The sequence below is a fragment of the Pseudomonas sp. B12(2026) genome (assembly GCF_057767015.1).
Map to the genome: position 1 here is coordinate 1 of NZ_CM173430.1, position 17,850 is coordinate 17,850.

General features: G+C 65.3%; 15 protein-coding genes and 1 pseudogene. 8 read left to right on the forward strand and 8 right to left on the reverse strand.

Going from position 1 to position 17,850, the window contains the following annotated elements; all coding sequences use genetic code 11:
- From dnaA to gyrB, 4 genes and pseudogenes are all read left to right on the forward strand, one after another.
- Positions 1–1,551: a chromosomal replication initiator protein DnaA gene (gene dnaA, locus AC3B6A_RS00005; RefSeq protein WP_488400279.1), complete on the forward strand. Its 1,551-nt coding sequence runs from the start codon at positions 1–3 to the stop codon at positions 1,549–1,551.
- 30 nt (positions 1,552–1,581) lie between these two features.
- Positions 1,582–2,688 (forward strand): DNA polymerase III subunit beta, encoded by a 1,107-nt coding sequence (gene dnaN, locus AC3B6A_RS00010; RefSeq protein ID WP_488400280.1) that lies wholly within the window; start codon positions 1,582–1,584, stop codon positions 2,686–2,688.
- A 9-nt stretch (positions 2,689–2,697) separates the two neighbouring features.
- Positions 2,698–3,800: pseudogene (gene recF, locus AC3B6A_RS00015) on the forward strand (DNA replication/repair protein RecF).
- Between the two features lie 3 nt (positions 3,801–3,803).
- Positions 3,804–6,221, forward strand: coding sequence for a DNA topoisomerase (ATP-hydrolyzing) subunit B (gene gyrB / locus AC3B6A_RS00020; protein ID WP_488400281.1), 2,418 nt, complete (start codon positions 3,804–3,806; stop codon positions 6,219–6,221).
- A 74-nt stretch (positions 6,222–6,295) separates the two neighbouring features.
- Here the strand turns inward: gyrB and AC3B6A_RS00025 are convergent, their stop codons facing one another.
- The 4 genes from AC3B6A_RS00025 to glyQ form a co-directional block, all read right to left on the reverse strand.
- Positions 6,296–7,069, reverse strand: a complete 774-nt coding sequence (locus AC3B6A_RS00025; protein ID WP_488403736.1) for a lysophospholipid acyltransferase family protein — start codon at positions 7,067–7,069, stop codon at positions 6,296–6,298.
- A gap of 6 nt (positions 7,070–7,075) precedes the next feature.
- The gene (gene gmhB / locus AC3B6A_RS00030; protein ID WP_488400282.1) at positions 7,076–7,606 is read right to left on the reverse strand and encodes a D-glycero-beta-D-manno-heptose 1,7-bisphosphate 7-phosphatase; all 531 of its coding nucleotides are present in this window, start codon (positions 7,604–7,606) and stop codon (positions 7,076–7,078) included.
- Between the two features lie 82 nt (positions 7,607–7,688).
- Positions 7,689–9,743: a glycine--tRNA ligase subunit beta gene (gene glyS, locus AC3B6A_RS00035; protein WP_488400283.1), complete on the reverse strand. Its 2,055-nt coding sequence runs from the start codon at positions 9,741–9,743 to the stop codon at positions 7,689–7,691.
- Positions 9,743–10,690, reverse strand: a complete 948-nt coding sequence (glyQ, locus tag AC3B6A_RS00040) for a glycine--tRNA ligase subunit alpha (RefSeq protein ID WP_276228588.1) — start codon at positions 10,688–10,690, stop codon at positions 9,743–9,745. The genes glyS and glyQ overlap by 1 nt, the downstream gene beginning before the upstream one ends.
- Before the next feature lie 190 nt (positions 10,691–10,880).
- Between glyQ and AC3B6A_RS00045 the strand changes: the two genes are divergently transcribed.
- From AC3B6A_RS00045 to AC3B6A_RS00055, 3 genes are all read left to right on the forward strand, one after another.
- On the forward strand, positions 10,881–11,435 hold the full coding sequence (locus AC3B6A_RS00045) for a DNA-3-methyladenine glycosylase I (protein ID WP_488400284.1): 555 nt from the start codon (positions 10,881–10,883) through the stop codon (positions 11,433–11,435).
- A gap of 111 nt (positions 11,436–11,546) precedes the next feature.
- The gene (locus tag AC3B6A_RS00050) at positions 11,547–12,434 is read left to right on the forward strand and encodes a lysophospholipid acyltransferase (RefSeq protein ID WP_488400285.1); all 888 of its coding nucleotides are present in this window, start codon (positions 11,547–11,549) and stop codon (positions 12,432–12,434) included.
- 106 nt (positions 12,435–12,540) lie between these two features.
- Entirely contained in the window at positions 12,541–12,807 is a 267-nt protein-coding gene (locus tag AC3B6A_RS00055; protein ID WP_488400286.1) for a PilZ domain-containing protein, read from the forward strand.
- A gap of 87 nt (positions 12,808–12,894) precedes the next feature.
- Here the strand turns inward: AC3B6A_RS00055 and ehuA are convergent, their stop codons facing one another.
- The 4 genes from ehuA to ehuB form a co-directional block, all read right to left on the reverse strand.
- Entirely contained in the window at positions 12,895–13,719 is an 825-nt protein-coding gene (ehuA, locus tag AC3B6A_RS00060; RefSeq protein ID WP_488403737.1) for an ectoine/hydroxyectoine ABC transporter ATP-binding protein EhuA, read from the reverse strand.
- 56 nt (positions 13,720–13,775) lie between these two features.
- Positions 13,776–14,432: an ectoine/hydroxyectoine ABC transporter permease subunit EhuD gene (ehuD, locus tag AC3B6A_RS00065; RefSeq protein WP_275609462.1), complete on the reverse strand. Its 657-nt coding sequence runs from the start codon at positions 14,430–14,432 to the stop codon at positions 13,776–13,778.
- Positions 14,432–15,088, reverse strand: coding sequence for an ectoine/hydroxyectoine ABC transporter permease subunit EhuC (ehuC, locus tag AC3B6A_RS00070; RefSeq protein ID WP_207884864.1), 657 nt, complete (start codon positions 15,086–15,088; stop codon positions 14,432–14,434). The genes ehuD and ehuC overlap by 1 nt, the downstream gene beginning before the upstream one ends.
- A 77-nt stretch (positions 15,089–15,165) precedes the next feature.
- Entirely contained in the window at positions 15,166–16,020 is an 855-nt protein-coding gene (gene ehuB / locus AC3B6A_RS00075; RefSeq protein ID WP_488400287.1) for an ectoine/hydroxyectoine ABC transporter substrate-binding protein EhuB, read from the reverse strand.
- A 388-nt stretch (positions 16,021–16,408) separates the two neighbouring features.
- Here ehuB and ehuR point away from each other — a divergent pair, with 388 nt between their 5' ends.
- A complete protein-coding gene (gene ehuR, locus AC3B6A_RS00080; protein ID WP_488400288.1) occupies positions 16,409–17,803 on the forward strand; it encodes a MocR-like ectoine utilization transcription factor EhuR in 1,395 nt (464 codons plus the stop codon).
- Positions 17,804–17,850: the final 47 nt, after the last annotated feature.

Below are 17,850 nucleotides of genomic sequence, written 5' to 3' on the forward strand. Positions count from 1 at the left end.
GTGTCTGTGGAACTTTGGCAGCAGTGCGTGGAGCTTCTGCGCGACGAGTTGCCGTCCCAGCAATTCAATACCTGGATCCGGCCTCTGCAGGTCGAGGTCGAGGGTGAGGAGCTGCGCGTCTACGCGCCCAATCGCTTCGTGCTCGATTGGGTCAACGAGAAGTACATGGGGCGTATGCTCGAACTGCTCAGCGAGCGTGGCAACGGCCAGATTCCGGCGCTGTCGCTGCTGATCGGCAGTCGTCGTAGCCGTACTCCGCGCGCGGCGCTGGTTCCGCAGAGTCATGTCAGCGTACAGCCTTCTCCCGCACCCGCCGTGGTGGTTGCGCCAGCTCCGATTCCCGTTGCCCCTGCGCCTGTCGCTCCGGCCATTCCGGAACCGCAGCCGGTGCCGGCGCAGGCTGTCGCTCAGCCGCAGCCGCTACCTGACCTGGATGAGTCCGGCCCCGGCATCGATCCTCTGGCAGCGGCAATGCCAACGGCATCGGTGCGCACCGAGCGGAATGTGCAGGTGGAAGGCGCGCTCAAGCACACCAGCTACCTCAACCGTACCTTCACCTTCGAGAACTTCGTCGAGGGCAAGTCGAACCAGTTGGCGCGGGCGGCAGCCTGGCAGGTGGCCGATAATCTCAAGCATGGTTACAACCCACTCTTCCTTTATGGCGGTGTCGGTCTGGGCAAGACCCACCTGATGCACGCTGTGGGTAACCACCTGCTGAAGAAGAACCCCAATGCCAAGGTCGTGTATCTGCATTCGGAGCGTTTCGTTGCGGACATGGTCAAGGCGCTGCAGCTGAACGCCATCAACGAATTCAAGCGTTTCTACCGTTCGGTGGATGCGCTGCTGATCGACGACATCCAGTTCTTTGCCCGCAAGGAGCGTTCCCAGGAAGAGTTCTTCCACACCTTCAACGCCCTTCTTGAAGGCGGCCAGCAGGTCATCCTGACCAGCGACCGCTATCCGAAGGAGATCGAGGGCCTGGAAGAGCGCCTGAAGTCGCGTTTCGGCTGGGGCCTGACGGTGGCCGTCGAGCCGCCGGAACTGGAAACCCGCGTGGCGATCCTGATGAAGAAGGCGGAACAGGCCAAGGTCGAGCTGCCGCACGACGCGGCATTCTTCATCGCCCAGCGTATCCGCTCCAACGTGCGTGAGCTGGAAGGTGCGCTCAAGCGCGTGATCGCCCATTCCCACTTCATGGGGCGACCGATCACCATCGAACTGATCCGCGAGTCGCTTAAGGACCTGCTGGCCCTGCAGGACAAGCTGGTCAGCATCGACAACATCCAGCGCACCGTCGCCGAGTACTACAAGATCAAGATCGCCGACCTGCTGTCCAAGCGCCGTTCGCGCTCGGTAGCACGTCCGCGACAGGTCGCCATGGCACTGTCCAAGGAACTGACCAACCACAGCCTGCCGGAAATCGGCGTGGCCTTCGGCGGTCGGGATCACACCACGGTGCTGCACGCCTGTCGTAAGATCGCTCAGCTCAAGGAATCCGACGCGGATATCCGCGAGGACTACAAGAACCTGCTGCGTACACTGACCACCTGACGCAGCCCCCACGAGGCAAGGGACTAGACCATGCATTTCACCATTCAACGCGAAGCTCTGTTGAAACCCCTGCAACTGGTCGCTGGCGTTGTGGAGCGCCGCCAGACGCTGCCGGTTCTTTCCAATGTCCTGCTGGTTGTCGAAGGGCAGCAGCTGTCGCTGACCGGTACTGACCTTGAAGTCGAACTGGTTGGCCGTGTCGCTCTGGAAGACGTGGCCGAGCCGGGCGAAATCACCGTTCCCGCACGCAAGCTGATGGACATCTGCAAGAGCCTGCCGAGCGATGCGCTGATCGACATCCGCGTCGACGAGCAGAAGCTGCTGGTGAAGGCGGGGCGCAGCCGCTTCACCCTCTCCACCCTGCCGGCGAACGACTTCCCCACCGTGGAAGAAGGCCCGGGCTCGCTGACCTTCAGCCTGGTGCAGAGCAAGCTGCGTCGACTGATCGACCGCACCAGCTTCGCCATGGCTCAGCAGGACGTTCGCTATTACCTCAATGGCATGCTGCTGGAAGTCGGCGGTGGCACCCTGCGTGCCGTGGCCACCGATGGCCACCGCCTGGCCATGTGCTCCCTGGGCAACGCGGTGCCGGATGCGCAGGACCGCCACCAGGTGATCGTGCCGCGCAAGGGTATCCTCGAACTGGCCCGCCTGCTGACCGAACAGGACGGCGAAGTATCCATCGTCCTCGGCCAGCACCACATCCGCGCGACCACCGGAGAATTCACCTTCACCTCCAAGCTGGTCGACGGCAAGTTCCCGGATTACGAGCGTGTACTGCCGAAGGGTGGTGACAAGCTGGTGATCGGTGACCGCCAGGTGCTGCGCGAAGCTTTCAGCCGCACAGCGATTCTGTCCAACGAGAAGTACCGCGGCATTCGTCTGCAACTCTCCAATGGCTTGCTGAAGATCCAGGCGAACAACCCGGAGCAGGAAGAGGCGGAAGAGGAAGTGCAGGTCGACTACAACGGCGGCAGCCTGGAAATCGGCTTCAACGTCAGCTATCTGCTGGACGTCCTGGGTGTGATGGGTACCGAGCAGGTACGCATGATCCTCTCCGACGCCAACAGCAGTGCGTTGCTGCAGGAAGCGGACAACGACGACTCGGCGTATGTCGTCATGCCGATGCGCCTCTGACGCGTATCGATGTCCCTGACCCGCATTTCGGTCACCGCGGTGCGCAACCTGCACCCGGTGACCTTCTCCCCCTCCCCCCGCATCAACATCCTCTACGGCGAAAACGGCAGCGGTAAAACCAGCCTGCTGGAATCGATCCACCTGCTCGGCCTCGCCCGCTCCTTCCGCAGCCTCCGCCTGCAACCGGTTATCCAGTACGACGAACCCGCCTGCACGGTATTCGGACAGGTGCGTCTGGGGAATGGCTTTGATAGCAGCCTGGGTGTCTCGCGGGACCGCCAGGGCGAGTTCCAGATACGTATCGATGGACAGAACGCGCGCAGTGCCGCGCAGCTTGCCGAAACCTTGCCGCTGCAACTGATCAACCCGGATAGTTTTCGCCTGCTGGAAGGTTCGCCCAAGGTTCGCCGGCAGTTCCTCGATTGGGGAGTGTTCCACGTGGAACAACGCTTCATGGTCGCCTGGCAACGGCTGCAGAAGGCCCTGCGGCAGCGGAACTCGTGGCTCCGACATGGTAAACTGGACGGTGCTTCGCAGGCCGCGTGGGACCGCGAATTGTGTGCGGCGAGTGACGAAATCGACGCCTATCGACGGTCCTATATCCACGCTCTCAAACCTCAGTTCGAGAAGACGCTGGCAGAGCTTATCCAGCTGGATGAGCTGACGCTCAGCTATTACCGAGGTTGGGACAAGGAGCGGGACCTGAGCGAAGTGTTGTCTGCCAGCCTGCTTCGTGATCAGCAGATGGGACACACCCAGGCGGGACCACAGCGGGCGGATCTGAGAATTCGCCTCGGGGGGCATAATGCCGCGGAGATTCTATCCCGTGGCCAACAGAAATTGGTGGTCTGCGCGTTGCGGATCGCCCAGGGGCACCTGATCAATCAGGCCAAGCGCGGGCAATGCGTTTACCTGGTGGATGATCTCCCCTCTGAATTGGATGAGAAGCACCGGTTGTCGTTGTGCCGGCTTCTCGAAGATCTGGGTTGCCAGGTATTCATCACCTGCGTCGACCCGCACTTATTGAAAGACGGCTGGCGAACGGAAACGCCGGTGTCGATGTTCCACGTGGAACATGGACGAGTCTCTCAGGACACTACCATCGGGAGTGAAGAATGAGCGAGAACACCTACGACTCTTCCAGCATCAAGGTGCTGAAGGGGCTGGACGCCGTACGCAAGCGTCCGGGCATGTACATCGGTGATACCGACGACGGCACCGGCCTGCACCACATGGTCTTCGAGGTGGTGGACAACTCGATCGACGAAGCGCTGGCTGGCTACTGCAGCGAGATCAGCATCACCATTCACACCGATGAGTCCATCACCGTCCGTGACAACGGCCGCGGCATTCCGGTGGATATCCATAAGGAAGAAGGGGTCTCCGCAGCCGAGGTCATCATGACCGTGCTGCACGCTGGCGGTAAGTTCGACGACAACAGCTACAAAGTTTCCGGCGGCCTGCACGGCGTGGGTGTTTCCGTAGTGAACGCCCTCTCCAACGAGCTGCGTCTGACCATTCGCCGCGAAGGCAAGGTCTGGGAGCAGATTTACCACCATGGCGTCCCGCAGTTCCCGCTGCGCCCAGTGGGCGACACCGAGGGCACTGGCACCGAAGTGCACTTCAAGCCTTCAGCCGACACCTTCCACAATATCCACTTCAGCTGGGACATCCTGGCCAAGCGGATCCGCGAGCTGTCTTTCCTGAACTCCGGCGTGGGCATCGTCCTGCGCGACGAGCGCACCGGCAAGGAAGAGCTGTTCAAGTACGAGGGCGGTCTGCGTGCTTTCGTCGAATACCTGAACACCAACAAGACCGCGGTGAACCAGGTCTTCCACTTCAACTGCCAGCGTGAAGAAGACGGCGTGGGCGTGGAGATCGCCCTGCAGTGGAACGACAGCTTCAACGAGAACATCCTCTGCTTCACCAACAACATTCCGCAGCGTGACGGCGGTACCCACCTGGCGGGCTTCCGCTCCGCCCTAACCCGCCACCTGAACAACTACATCGAGCAGGAAGGCCTGGCGAAGAAGTACAAGATCGCCACCACTGGCGACGACGCCCGTGAAGGTCTGACCGCGATCATTTCGGTGAAGGTGCCGGATCCGAAGTTCAGCTCGCAGACCAAGGACAAGCTGGTTTCCTCGGAGGTGAAGACCGCCGTGGAACAGGAGATGGGCAAGTACTTCGCCGACTTCCTGCTGGAGAACCCGAACGAAGCCAAGGCTGTGGTCGGCAAGATGATCGACGCCGCCCGCGCTCGTGAGGCCGCACGCAAGGCCCGCGAGATGACCCGCCGCAAGGGCGCGCTGGACATCGCCGGCCTGCCGGGCAAGCTCGCCGACTGCCAGGAGAAAGACCCCGCTCTCTCCGAACTGTACATCGTGGAGGGTGACTCCGCGGGCGGCTCGGCCAAGCAGGGCCGCAACCGCAAGACCCAGGCGATCCTCCCGCTCAAGGGCAAGATCCTCAACGTCGAGAAGGCTCGTTTCGACAAGATGCTGTCCTCCCAGGAGGTCGGCACCCTGATCACCGCGCTGGGCTGCGGTATCGGTCGCGAGGAGTACAACATCGACAAGCTGCGCTACCACAACATCATCATCATGACCGATGCTGACGTCGACGGTTCGCACATCCGTACCCTGCTGCTGACCTTCTTCTTCCGCCAGCTGCCCGAGTTGGTCGAGCGTGGCTACATCTATATCGCCCAGCCGCCGCTGTACAAGGTGAAGAAAGGCAAGCAGGAGCAGTACATCAAGGACGACGTGGCCATGGAGGAATACATGACCCAGTCGGCCCTCGAGGACGCCAGCGTGCACGTCAACGAAAGCGCCCCGGGCCTGTCCGGCGAAGCGCTGGAGAAGCTGGTCAACGAGTACCGCGGCGTGATGCGCACCCTCGCTCGCCTGTCCCGTCTGTACCCGCAGGACCTGACCGAGCACTTCGTCTACCTGCCGCGTCTGGAAGCCGACAAGCTGGGCGACGAGGCTGTCATGCAGGCCTGGCTGGAGCAGTACCAGGCGCGCCTGAAGGCCTCGGAGAAGTCCGGCCTGGTCTACAAGGTCAGCCTGCGCGAAGACCGCGAGCGTCACCTGTGGCTGCCGGAAGTCGAGATGGTCGCCCACGGCCTGTCGAGCTACGTCACCTTCAACCGCGACTTCTTTGCCAGCAACGACTACCGCTCGGTGACCGAGCTGGGCGCCAAGCTGAACAGCCTGATGGAAGAAGGCGCCTATGTGCAGAAGGGCGAGCGCAAGAAGGTCGTCGCAAGCTTCAAGGAAGCCCTGGACTGGCTGATGGCTGAAGGCACCAAGCGCCACAGCATCCAGCGATACAAGGGGCTCGGCGAGATGAACCCGGATCAGCTGTGGGAAACCACCATGGACCCGAACGTGCGCCGCATGCTCAAGGTGACCATCGAGGACGCCATCGCTGCCGACCAGCTGTTCAACACCCTGATGGGTGATGCGGTGGAGCCACGCCGCGACTTCATCGAAAGCAATGCCCTGGCGGTGTCCAACCTGGACGTCTGAGCCCAAAGCGCAGGCAAAAAGAAAGGGCCCCTAGGGGCCCTTTTCTTTTGTCCGGCTTCTATCCGGAAGCAGCCTCAGGAGGCGGCTTCGGCGACGGCCTGAGGCGTGGCCTCCGGCGGTAGCTCGCCGATGTCGCGCAGGGTCTGCACGACCCAGTTCTCGGCGCGCTGGTTGAGCTCGGTGATGGCGCGCGGGCCCTCGCCTTCGGCGTACATGACCGGACCGATCACCACCTGGATGGTGCCGGGGAATTTCGCCCAGCCGTTCTTCGGCCAGCAGTGCCCGGCGTTGTGTGCGATGGGCAGCACCGGCAGATTGGCGTTCGCCGCCAGCGCAGCGCCGCCGCGGGAGAACTTGCCGATCTGGCCGGTGGGAACGCGGGTACCTTCCGGGAAGATCAGCACCCAGGCGCCCTGCTTCAGGCGCTCGTCGCCCTGCTTGGCCATCTGCTTGAGCGCCACCTTGGGCTGGCTGCGGTCAATGGCGATGGGCTTGAGCAGCGCCATCGCCCAGCCGAAGAAGGGAACGAACAGCAGCTCGCGCTTGAGCACCTGGCTCAGGGGCGCGAAGTAGCCGGTAAGGAAGAAGGTTTCCCAGGTGCTCTGGTGCTTGGCCAGGATCACGCAGGGCTGCGCCGGGATGTTCTCCACGCCCTTGAGCTCATAGCGCACGCCAACCATCCAGGTGGCCAGCCAGACGGCGAACTTGCACCAGGCCTGGGCGATGAAGCGGTAGCGTGCGCGGAATGGCAGGAACGGCGCGATGAGCAGGCTGAGGGTGCCCCAGACGAAGGCGCTGAACGACAGCAGCAGGTAGAAGAGAACGGTTCTGATGGCCTGCACCGTGATGAATCCTCAGGAAAGTAGATGGGCAGCGACCGCTGCGAGATCGTCGAATACCAAAGTGTTTTCGGGCAAGGCTTTGCCCAGGGTGCGCTCGCCCTTGCCGGTCTTCACCAACACGGGCTGACAATCGACGGCCAGCGCCGCGTCCAGGTCACCCCGGCTGTCACCCACGAACCAGATGCCGTGAAGATCCACGCCGTAGTGCCGGGCGATCTGCAGCAGCATACCGGGTTTCGGCTTGCGGCAGTCGCAGCCTTCGTCGGGGCCGTGGGGGCAATAGACGATGATCCCGAGTTCACCGCCCTGCTCCGCCACCAGCTCGCGCAGGCGCCGGTGCATGTTCTCCAGCGTCGCCAGGTCGTAATAGCCCCGGGCGATACCCGACTGGTTGGTGGCCACCGCGACGGTCCAGCCAGCCATGCTCAGCCGGGCGATGGCGGCGATGGCGCTGGGGATCGGGATCCACTCGTCGAGGGATTTGATGTAGTCGTCGGAGTCCTGGTTGATGACGCCGTCGCGGTCGAGGATCAGTAGCTTCATGGGCGTTTCGATAAGTCGGAAATGAAAAAGCCGGGAGTCCGTCACGGCGAACCGTTGCGAACTCCCGGCTTTCAGGCGGGCATCAACCCAGCAGCGAGATGTCGGCGACGCCGAGGAACAGCCCGCGCAGCCTGGCCAGCAGTGCGTAGCGGTTGGCCTTCACGGCGTTGTCGTCCGCGTTGACCAGCACTTCCTCGAAGAAGGCATCGACCGGCGCGCGCAAGGCCGCCAGACGGGCCAGGGCGGCGCGATAATCGCGAGCCGCGGCCAGCGGAGCCACTTCGTCTTCGGCGGCCGCCACGGCGCTGCCAAGGGCCTTCTCGGCGGTCTCGGCGAACAGGCCGGCGTTGACGGCGGCAGGTACCTCGCCTTCGGCCTTGGCGAGGATGTTCGACACGCGCTTGTTGGCGGCGGCCAGGGCCTCGGCTTCGGTCAGCTGACGGAAGGCCTGCACGGCCTGCACGCGCTGGTCGAAGTCCAGCGGCGCGGTCGGCTTGAGCGCACGCACGGCCTGGTACACGGCCACGTCCACGCCTTCGTCCTCGTAGCGGGCGCGCAGGCGATCGAAGACGAAGTCCTGCACCTGCTCGGACAGGCCGAGCGCCTTCACCTTGTCGCCGTACTGGGCCACGGCCACGCCGATGGCGTCGGCGAGGTCGAGGTCCAGTTGCTTCTCGATGAGGATGCGCAGCACGCCCAGGGCGGCACGGCGCAGGGCGTACGGGTCCTTGCTGCCGGTGGGCAGCATGCCGATGCCGAAGATGCCGACCAGGGTGTCCAGCTTGTCGGCCACGGCCACCGCGGCACCGGTCAGGGTGCCCGGCAGCTCGGCGCCGGCGCCGCGCGGCATGTACTGCTCGTTCAGCGCCAGGGCAACGTCCTTGGCTTCACCGCCGGCGGTTGCGTAGTAGTAACCGGCGATGCCCTGCATCTCCGGAAACTCGCCGACCATCTCGGTGGCCAGGTCGCACTTGGAGAGGATGCCGGCGCGGGCGGCGTTGGTCGCGTCACCGCCGATGCGCTCGGCGATGTAGGCGGCCAGGGAGGAGACGCGTTCGGCCTTCTCGTAGACGGTGCCGAGCTGGGCCTGGAACACCACGTTCTTCAGGCGGGCGTTGAAGGCCTCCAGCGGCTGCTTCTGGTCCTGCTTGAAGAAGAACTCGGCGTCGGTCAGGCGCGGACGCACGACCTTCTCGTTACCGGAGACGATATGCTCCGGCGCCTTGCTCTCGACGTTGGCCACGGTGATGAAGCGCGGCAGCAGCTTGCCGTCGGCATCCAGCAGGCAGAAGTACTTCTGGTTGTCCTGCATGGTGGAGATCAGGGCTTCCTGCGGCACGGCGAGGAAGCGCTCCTCGAAGGAGCACACCAGCGGCACCGGCCACTCGACCAGCGCGGTCACTTCGTCCAGCAGGTCGGCCGGAACCACGGCGGTGCCCTTCTGCTCGGCAGCCAGTTCGGCGACGCGCCTGGAGATGATCTCGCGGCGCTCGGCGAAGTCGGCCAGCACATGGGCGCTGCGCAGGTCTTCCAGGTAGTTGGCCGGGCTGGAGATGCGCACGTTGTCCGGGTTGTGGAAGCGGTGGCCGCGGGATTCGCGACCGGCCTTGCGGGTGAGGATCTCGCAGTCGACGACGGCGTCGCCGAGCAGCATCACCAGCCACTGGGTCGGACGCACGAACTCCTCGCGGCGGGCGGCCCAGCGCATGCGCTTGGGAATCGGCAGCTCGTTCAGCGAGGCTTCGACGATGCCCGGCAGCAGGCTCACGGCCGGCTGCCCGGCGATGGTCTGGCTGAACTTCAGCTTCGGCCCGCTCTTGTCGATCTGCGCAAGGTCCACGCCGCACTTCTTGGCGAAGCCCAGGGCGGCCTGGGTCGGGTTGCCGCTGGCGTCGAAGGCGGCCTGCAGCGGCGGGCCGTCGAGGTTCACGGTACGGTCGGGCTGCTGCACGGCGAGCTGGTCGATCTGCACGGCCAGGCGGCGCGGAGCGGCGTAGAAGCGCGCCGCGGCGTAGTTCAGGCCGGCGGCCTTGAGGCCCTTCTCGATGCCGGCCAGGAAGGCTTCACCGAGGCTCTTCAGGGCCTTGGGCGGCAGCTCTTCGGTGCCCAGTTCGACGAGGAAATCCTTCGCGCTCATTATTCGGCCTCCTTCAGCTTGGCCAGTACTTCGTCACGCAGTTCGGCGGTGGCCATCGGGAAGCCGAGGCGGGCGCGGGCCTGCAGGTAGCTCTGCGCCACGGCGCGGGCCAGGGTGCGCACGCGCAGGATGTAGCGCTGACGCTCGGTCACCGAGATGGCGCGGCGGGCGTCCAGCAGGTTGAAGGTGTGCGAGGCCTTGAGGACCATCTCGTAGGTCGGCAGCGGCAGCTGCAGCTCGATCAGGCGGTTGGCTTCGCTCTCGTAGAAGTCGAACAGCTCGAACAGCTTCTCGACGTTGGCGTGCTCGAAGTTGTAGGTCGACTGCTCCACCTCGTTCTGGTGGAACACGTCGCCGTAGGTGACCTTGCCGAACGGACCGTCGGCCCAGACCAGGTCGTACACCGAGTCGACGCCCTGGATGTACATGGCCAGGCGCTCCAGGCCGTAGGTGATTTCACCGGTGACCGGGTAGCACTCGATGCCGCCGACCTGCTGGAAGTAGGTGAACTGGGTGACTTCCATGCCGTTCAGCCAGATTTCCCAGCCCAGGCCCCAGGCGCCGAGGGTCGGCGATTCCCAGTTGTCCTCGACGAAGCGGATGTCGTGCACCAGCGGGTCGATGCCGATGGCCTTCAGCGAGCCGAGATACAGTTCCTGGAAGTTTTCCGGGTTGGGCTTGAGGACCACCTGGAACTGGTAGTAGTGCTGCAGGCGGTTGGGGTTCTCGCCGTAGCGGCCGTCGGTGGGGCGGCGGCTGGGCTGCACGTAGGCCGCGTTCCAGGTTTCCGGGCCGACGGCGCGGAGGAAGGTGGCGGTGTGGAAGGTGCCGGCGCCAACTTCCATGTCATAGGGCTGCAGCACCACGCAGCCCTGATCGGCCCAGTATTTTTGCAGGGCGAGGATCAGATCCTGGAAGGTGGGCACGGCGGGCGTAGTCTGGCTCACGAATTTCACCTGTGCTGGGTATGCGACTAAAACCCGGCAGTATACCCCAAGCCGCTTGCGGCTTGGGCTTCGCGGCGATTTTCGGGCGGCCGTCGAGACTTGGCCGAGCCGCTGGAAAAATCGACCCGGGGCTGTATCCATGTACAGTGCATTGTCTATAGTTCAGCCTTTCCCTTCGAGGCCGACCGCCATGCCCCGCTGTTTCTGGTGTAACGACGACCCGCTGTACATCGCCTACCACGATGCCGAATGGGGCGTGCCGCAGCGCGATGCGCGGGCGCTGTTCGAGATGCTGGTCCTCGAGGGCGCCCAGGCCGGGCTGTCGTGGATCACCGTGCTGAAGAAGCGCGAGCGCTACCGCGAGGTACTGTTCGGCTTCGATCCCGAACGCCTGGCGCGGATGACCGACGAGGAAATCGAGGAGCGCATGCAGGACCCGGGCATCATCCGCAACCTCGCCAAGCTCAAGGCCGCGCGGCAGAACGCCCGGGCCTGGCTGGAGCTGCCCGACCCGGTGGGCTTCCTCTGGTCCTTCGTCGGCGGCGAGCCCAGGGTCAACCACTTCAGCGGTCGTGGCGAGGTGCCGGCGGTGACGCCCGAGGCCGAAGCCATGAGCAAGGCGCTGCGCAAGGCCGGCTTCAACTTCGTCGGCCCGACCATCTGCTACGCCTTCATGCAGGCCACCGGCATGGTCATGGACCACACCACCGACTGCGACCGCTACGCCGAGCTGAGCCGCGCCTAGGGCGTACGACCGCGAAGGCTGTGCGTCCTGCGCCACGCCATTGGCGTGCGCCCTTCCCCTTCGCTGTGCGCCGCTGGTTAGAATGTGCGCCTCTGAATGAAGGAGTTTCCCGTGGAGAAATTCAAGGGCGCACTGGTGGTGGGCTTCCTGCGGTTGTTCGCCATGCTGCCGTGGCGCGCGGTGGGGGCCCTGGGCGCGGGCATCGGCTGGCTGATGTGGAAGCTTCCCAACCGCTCCCGCGAGGTGGCGCGGACCAACCTGGCGCACTGCTTCCCCGAGCTGCCGCCGGCCGAGCTGGAGAAGCTGCTGGCCCGGAGCCTGATGGATACCGGCCGCACGCTCACCGAAAGCGCCTGCGCCTGGATGTGGTCGCCGCAGAAGTCGCTGCAGTACATCGTCGAAGTGGAAGGCATGGACGTGCTGGAAGAAGCGCTGGCCTCCGGCGACGGCCTGGTCGGCATCACCAGCCACCTGGGCAACTGGGAAGTGCTCAACCACTTCTACTGCTCCTACGCCAAGCCGATCATTTTCTACCGCCCGCCCAAGCTCAAGGCGGTGGACGAGCTGCTGAAGAAGCAGCGCGTGCAACTGGGCAACCGCGTCGCGCCGTCGACCCCCGAAGGCATCAAGAGCGTGATCAAGGAAGTGAAGAACGGCGGCTGCGTCGGCATCCCCTGCGACCCGGAACCGGACCTGGGCTCGGGCCTGTTCGTGCCCTACCTGGGCACCACCGCGCTGACCAGCAAGTTCGTGCCCTCCCTGCTCTCGCGCGGCAAGGCGCGCGGCGTGTTCTTCCACGCGGTGCGCCTGCCCGACGGCCGCGGCTACAAGGTGATCCTCGAAGCCGCGCCGGCGGACATGTACGACAAGGACATGGAAGTCTCGGTCGCCGCCCTGAGCCGTGAGCTGGCCAAGTACGTGCGCGCCTACCCGAGCCAGTACATGTGGACCATGAAGCGCTTCAAGAAACGCCCGCAGGGCGAGGCGAAGTGGTACTGAGCGCGCCGGTGCCGCGGCCAGTCCCTGGCTGCGGCAATTGCTGTCTTGACCTGGACACCCGCTTTCAGGCCCATTAGTGGGCTGACATTCAGGACGGATGCCACCCATGGCCAACCAACGGCAACACCCGCGTACCTCGATGAAGTGCCGGATCAAGATCAGCCATTCCAGCTTCGGCGAGGTGTTCGGCCATACCCGCGACCTGTCCGACGGCGGCGTCTACGTCCGTCATGCGGTGCTGGCCGAGCTGCCCAGTGGCACCCGGGTCACCGGGCAGGTGCAGGACATGCCCTTTGATGCGCCGGTCCTGGAGATGGAAGTGATGCGCACCGACGGCGAAGGCGCCGGCCTGCGCTTCCTCGCCGACGCCTGATTCGAAAACCAGGACTGTAGGAGCGAGCTTGCTCGCGAACCAACCCCTCACAGCGGGGACTGTTCGCGAGCAACAGCCCAAGCCGGCTCAGTTCGCCTCGTTCACCGCACTGAGGAAGGCCCGCGTCCGCTCGTGCTGCGGGTGGCCGAACAGCTGCTGCGGGCTGCCCTGTTCGAGGATGTTGCCCTGGTGGAAGAAGCACACGCGGTCGGCGAACTCGCGGGCGAAGCCCATCTGGTGGGTGACCATCAGCATGGTCAGGTTGTGCTCGGTGCCCAGCCGGCGCACCACGTTGAGCACCTCGCCGCACAGCTCCGGGTCCAGCGCCGAGGTCACCTCGTCGAACAGCATCACCTTCGGCCGCATCGCCAGCGCCCGGGCGATGGCCACGCGCTGCTGCTGGCCGCCGGACAGCTGCGAGGGATAGTGGTCGAGCTTGTCGCCCAGGCCGACCATCTCCAGCAGCTCCACCGCGCGCTCGCGGGCCTCGTCGCGGCGCAGGCCGAGCACCTGCACCGGCGCCTCCATCACGTTGCGCAGCGCGCTCATGTGTGGGAACAGGTTGAAGCACTGGAAGACCATGCCGATCTTGCTGCGCACCCGGCGCACGTGGCTTTCCGGCGCGCGCACCAGGCTGTCGTTGCGCATCAGGTGGGTCAGCGGTTCGCCGTCCACCGAGATCACGCCGCTGTCGATGGTTTCCAGGGTCATCAGCGCGCGCAGCAGGGTCGACTTGCCCGAGCCGCTGGGGCCGATGATGGCGACCTTCTCGTTGGCGCCGACTTCCAGGTTGAGGTCCCTGAGCACGCTGAAGCTGCCGTAGCTCTTGCACACGTTGCGGAAGCTCACCATCGGCTGGGCGGTCGCGGCCCGTTCGGTCGGCGCCTGCTGGCCCGCCGGGCGGGGAGTCATGGCCTCGAGAGGCTGAATGGAGTGGACGGACATCGGATTACCTCCAGAGGAATCGGTCATGGCAGCGCCGTGCGTTTTTCCACCTGGCGGACCACGCCGGCCAGGCTGATGCTGATGAGCAGGAAGAACACCCCGACCAGGGTGATCGGCTCCAGGTAGCGGAAGCTGTCGGAACCGATGTTCTTCGCCTGCTGCATGATTTCCACCACGGTGATCGCGGAGAGCACCGGGGTGTCCTTGAACATGGCGATCAGGTAGTTGCCCAGCGCCGGCAGCACCGGGCGGATGGCCTGGGGCAGGATCACCTCGCGGTAGGCCTTGAACGGCGAGAAGTTCAGCGCGGTCACCGCCTCCCACTGCCCGCGCGGCACCGCCTCCAGGCCCGCGCGGTACACCTCGGCGGTGTAGCAGGCATAGTGCAGGGCGATGCCGAGCGTGCCGGCCACCAGCGCGGTCATGTTCAGCCCGTAGGTCGGCAGCACGTAGAACAGGAAGTACACCTGGATCAGCAGCGGCGTGCTGCGGATGAATTCGATCAGCCAGGCCGCCGGCCACGACAGCCAGAAGTGCCGGCTGCGCCGGGCGATGGCGAACAGCAGGCCGAACACCACCGCCAGCGCGAAGCCCACCAGGGTGATGGCGATGGTGCGCAGCGAGGCGTGCAGCAGCTGCGGCAGGATCTGCCAGGCGAAGTCCCAGTCGAAGAGTTTCATCACAGGCCTCCGCGGATTCGGCCGTGCCCCAGCCAGCGCTCCAGGCGCCGCATGAGGAAGACGATGATCTGGGCCATGACGAAATACAGCACCAGGGTGAGGACGAAGATCTTCAGCGTCTCGAAGGTCGCCTGGTCCAGCTGGCGGGCGCGGAAGGTCAGGTCGGAAAGCGTGATCAGCGATACCAGCGAGGTGTTCTTCAGCAGCTCGATCAGCAGGTTGGTGCCCGGCGGAATCGCGCACAGCAGCGCCTGCGGCAGGATGATCCGGCGGAAGCGCGTGAACGGCGTCATGTTCAGCGCCAGCGCCGCCTCGTACTGCCCCTTGGGCACCGAGCCGATGGCGCCGCGCATCACCTCCGCCCCATAGGCGCCGATGTGCAGGCCCAGGCCGATGATCGCCACGCTGTAGGCGCTCATCTCCAGGTTGAACGGTGGCAGCGGCAGCACGAAGTACAGCCAGAACAGCTGCACCAGCAGCGAGGTGCCGCGGAACAGCTCGATGTAGCTGATCGCCAGCCAGCGTACCGCCGGCCACGGCGAGAGCCGGCCGAGCGCGGCGATGACGGCGGCGACGACCGCCAGCAGGGAGCCGAAGACGGTCACCTGGATGGTGACCCAGGCGCCCTCCAGCAGCAGAGGAAGCAATTCACCCATGATGCGCATCCCGTAACGACAGGTTCGACGGAACGGCCAGGCGGGCGCGGCCTATGCCAGCGACGCGCCCTGCCCGGTCACTGTTTGCAGAGCTCGGCGGCGGTCTTGTCGGTGACGTTGGACTTGTCGAAACCGAACGGCTTGACTGTCTGCAGGTGCTCGGCGCTGCCCAGCCACGGCTTGAGCTGCTGGTTCACCGCGTCGCGCAGGTCCGTGTCGTCCGGGCGGAAGGCCAGGGCGCCGTAGCCGGTGTGCGCGGGGTCGTCCTTGAAGTCGGCGATGGCCTGCACCGCATCGCCGCCCTTGGCCGCCAGGCCCTTCATGGTCAGCGCGGTGCCGACGCTGGCGTCGGCGCGGCCGGCGCGCACGGCCTGCAGCTGCGCGGTGGTGTCGGGCACCTGGACGATCTGCTCTTCCGCCACGCCCTCGGCGCGGGCGTAGCCCAGCTCGGCGGTGCCGGACATGATCGCCAGCTTCACGTCCGGATTGTTCTTCACGTCAGCGTAGCTGTGCAGGTTCTTCGGGTTGCCCTTCTTCACCAGCAGTGAATCGGGAATCTGGTAGTGCGGGTCGGTGAAGATCACCTGCTGGCAGCGCGGCGGGGTGATGTACATGCCGGCGGCGATCACGTCGAAGCGGCCGGCGCGCAGACCGGGGATCAGCGCGCCCCACTCGGTGAGCACCGGCTCGATCTTCTTCACGCCCATCTTGGTGAAGATCTGCGTGGCGATTTCCGGGGATTCGCCGGTGACCTTGCCGGAGGTCTCGGTATAGGCGAACGGCGCTTCGTTGGCGTAGCCGATGCGCACGGTGCCGGTGCTCTGGATGCGTTCCAGGGTGGTCTCGGCGTAGCTGCCGGCACTGGCCAGCGCGCAGGCGACAAGGGTACAGGCGAGGCTCAGGCGGTGCAGTGAAACAGGGGCGGTACTCATCTTCGGATCTCCTGATCTTCTCTTGCCGTGCGCGTTCGGCGCGCGGCGCTGGATGGCAGGTAGCAATGTCGTACGACTATTGTTCTTGTTGGCAGGGCCCCCGCAGGGGCCTTCCGAAGTTCACTCGCCAGGCGAGGTGATGGGGCAACGACGCCAGACTAAGCCCGGGCGCCTTGCGGCTCTTACCGATCGACAGCCCCGCGGCGGGAAAAAGCCACCGTCGCGACGAACGCATCCGCTGGTTTTTTCTGCGCGGGCCTGACAATGCGGCCCGGTGTCCTGCACCCGAGCATACAAAAGGGGGTTGCGCCCCAACATTGCACTAGGACAATTGCCGCGGGTGTACGGGTCGGTCACTCTAGACGCCTGAGCTGACGGAGCCCTGACGATGGAAGCCTGGCGTCGCGCCCTGGCCGACCTGCGGGGCGGCGAATCCAAATACAAGACCCTGGTCCAGGCCATTGCCGGCGACATCGAGCAGGGCCGCCTGAGCGACGGCCAGCGCCTGCCGCCGCAGCGCCAGGTCGCCGACGGCCTGGGCATCAGCGTGCAGACGGTGACCAACGCCTACAAGGAACTGGAACGCCAGGGCCTGGTGCGCTGCGAGGTGGGGCGTGGCAGCTTCGTCTCGCGGCGGATGACCGAAGGCATGGCGCACTACATGGTCGACCACCCCGAGCGCGCCCTGGTGGATTTCTCCATCGCCAGCATCGTCCACACCCGCGAACACGACCGCCTGTGGCAGGACACCTGCCGCGTCCTGGCGCAGGAAAGCGACCAGCCGTGGATGCGCGCCTGCCGCCCGGTGGCCGGCTTCGACGCGCACCGCGACGCCGGCGTGCAATGGCTGGCCCAGCAGGGCCTGCGGCGCGAGCGCGACGACGTGCTGATCACCAACGGCGCCGCCCACGGCATCTTCCTCGCCCTCGCCTCCCTCGCCGGACCGGATGACGTGGTGCTCTGCGAGCAGCTCACCGACCACGGCGTGATCGGCAATTCCCAGGTGCTCGGCTTCACCCTCAAGGGCGTGGAGATCGACCGCGAAGGCATCGACCCGGAACACTTCGAGGACCTCTGCGCCAACGAACGCATCACCGCCCTGGTGTGCACGCCGAACCTGAACAACCCGACCTCCAGCCTGATGCCCGACTCGCGCCGCCGCGAGATCGCCGCCATCGCCCAGCGCTACGGCGTGCACGTGATCGAGGACGACGTCTACGGCCCGCTGCTCGGCGAGCAGCGCCCGCCGCCGCTCAGCCACTACCTGCCGGACCTGTCCTTCTACTGCACCAGCTTCACCAAGAGCGTGCTCACCGGCCTGCGCATCGGCTACCTGGCCATGCCCCGGCGGCTGGCGCTGCGCACCGAAAGCATCCTGCGGGTGAACAGCTGGATGGCCACCCCGCTGCTGGCGGAAGTGGCGGCGCGCTGGGTCCACAACGGCACGACCCAGGCGCTGATCGCCCTGCAGCGCCGCGTGCTGGAGAAGCGCCAGGGGCTGGTGCGGGAATGGCTGGGGGATCACCTGCTGGGCTGCGACCCGCACTCCCTCAGCGCCTGGATCGGCATCCCCGAGCACTGGGAGCTGGACAGCCTGGTGCGCGAACTGCGCCACCGGCACATCGCCGTGACCCCGCCCGACCCCTTCATGGTCCGCGGCACCCCGCGACCGCGCGCGGTGCGCCTGTGCATGGGCGCGGAATGCAGCGACGAGCGCATGGCCAGCGCCCTGGAAGACATGCGCGAACTGTTCGGGCAGTACCCGAAGATCCACGATTTCTGACCCCGCGCACCCATCTCTTGTAGGAGCGAGCTTGCTCGCGAACAGAT